Origin of the sequence: Cupriavidus sp. CuC1 (assembly GCF_044627735.1) — a bacterium.
GTDB lineage: Bacteria > Pseudomonadota > Gammaproteobacteria > Burkholderiales > Burkholderiaceae > Cupriavidus > Cupriavidus ulmosensis.
Genome location: NZ_JBIUHC010000363.1, coordinates 1 through 1,562, shown reverse-complemented (window position 1 = coordinate 1,562; position 1,562 = coordinate 1). Strand labels below are relative to the sequence as shown.

The following is a 1,562-nucleotide window of genomic DNA, read 5'->3' as shown; positions in this document are numbered from 1 at the left end:
AGCCTGAGCGAGACTGATCGTCGCCCAAAGTCCGGAACTCCTTGAATACTCAAGGTGTGCTGGATTTAGCGCTTACCTCGCATCGGCCCCCGCGACGTCTACACAGATGGCGCTCGCATCGTCGCGGGTCTGGACCATGTGGGTGTGTCGGCACCTCCGGCCCGCTCGGCCGATCCGTATCTTGACGGTGCACGTTACGATGCCAATGGTCCGCGCAGTCCGTACTACGACGGCGCTCGCATCGGCCCCCGCGACGTGTACACGGATGGCGCGATGGCGTAAGGACGGGCTCGATACGAAGTGCTCCTCTGCTGATGCATGATGCCTTCGTACGTAGCTCCAAGGTATATAGACAACGTCCGGCGTGTTCAGGCCGGACGTTTTTATTCCACGGCATTAACAAATTATGTGCGATGGAATAACAAGGCCGCGCGTTCCTTTTGTGACCCTACGTCGCTGTGCCGTGCAGGGCCTGCCAACGGGCAGGCTTCTGAAGCACATCAGCAAGTCCAACACCGCTATGTGCACACCGTATATCCGATTCAGCATATTCGAGTTGCGACTGCTTGCATCAGCCGTTAGTGTCCAGCGTGGCGCCACGCCGCCGGCGTCACACCCATGTGTTCCTTAAAGGCGCGTCGGAAGGCGGCAACGGATTGATAGCCGACCCGCTCCGCGACGGCCTCGGTCGATACGACCGTGTTGCGTAATTCACTCGCCGCGAGCGTCATACGAATGTCCACCAGCAGTTTGAGGATTCAACCGGTCGATGCAACACACTACAGACTGCGTGAGCAGTGAGGGGTGTTGCAAATGAAGCAAAGGCGGCGTATCTACTACACGGAAAGCCAGAGGGCGCTGATGTGGGTTGGCAGAAGGGCGAATCTCTTCAGCATATCGCCCAACTATTCGATCGTAACCATGCATCCGTAAAACGGATTCTGGCGGAAACCGGCGGCATTCAACCAGCGCAACGACACTGCTCCAGGTTGGCGTTGACGCTCCCCGAGCGAGAGGAGATATCGCGCTCAATGGTTGCTGGTCTCTCGATCCGTTCAATAGCAGCCCGGCTCGGACGAGCGCCCTCGACCATTAGCGTTTCACCGTGGCCACGGACATCAAGGTCTACTTCTGCGATCCTCAGCATCCGTGGCAACGCGGCTCGAACGAAAACACAAATGGCCTTCTGAGACAGTACTTCTCGACATAAAGGTGTCGTTCTTCGCGCCCCTATTCCATTGAAGAGGTTGCGGGCTTGCTAGGGTGCGAAGTGCGATATGGATGGCCATCGCAGCCGGGCAGTTTCCCTGTCCTGAACTGACGATTCGTCACCGGTGCGCTCATAGAACTTGCCAATCAAGATGCGACGGCGGCGGGATATCGCCCCACTCGCCACCTGAAACCGATAGCTACACCTGCAGAAGACGGAAGTGTTTCCGAAGGCAGCGTTCTTCTCGTGTGGATTGATAACTAGCTTCCGCCTAGCAGGCTGCTGAAGTACTAACCGCACAAGCGGCAAGACTTCCCGCTCTATGGTTGATGTGCCGCCTATTTTTCACAAT

The 1,562-nt window shown here is 57.2% G+C and carries 1 protein-coding gene and 2 pseudogenes; 2 read left to right on the top strand and 1 reads right to left on the bottom strand.

Going from position 1 to position 1,562, the window contains the following annotated elements:
• Positions 1–93: 93 nt before the first annotated feature.
• Positions 94–282: pseudogene (locus tag ACGLHR_RS51650) on the top strand (hypothetical protein); the annotation flags it as partial.
• 296 nt (positions 283–578) lie between these two features.
• Here ACGLHR_RS51650 and ACGLHR_RS51645 read toward each other — a convergent pair.
• Positions 579–743, bottom strand: coding sequence for a helix-turn-helix domain-containing protein (locus ACGLHR_RS51645; RefSeq protein ID WP_400103863.1), 165 nt, complete (start codon positions 741–743; stop codon positions 579–581).
• Positions 744–813: 70 nt separating this feature from the next.
• Between ACGLHR_RS51645 and ACGLHR_RS51640 the strand changes: the two are divergent.
• Positions 814–1,097 (top strand): annotated as a pseudogene (locus ACGLHR_RS51640) (helix-turn-helix domain-containing protein); the annotation flags it as partial.
• Positions 1,098–1,562 lie beyond the last annotated feature (465 nt).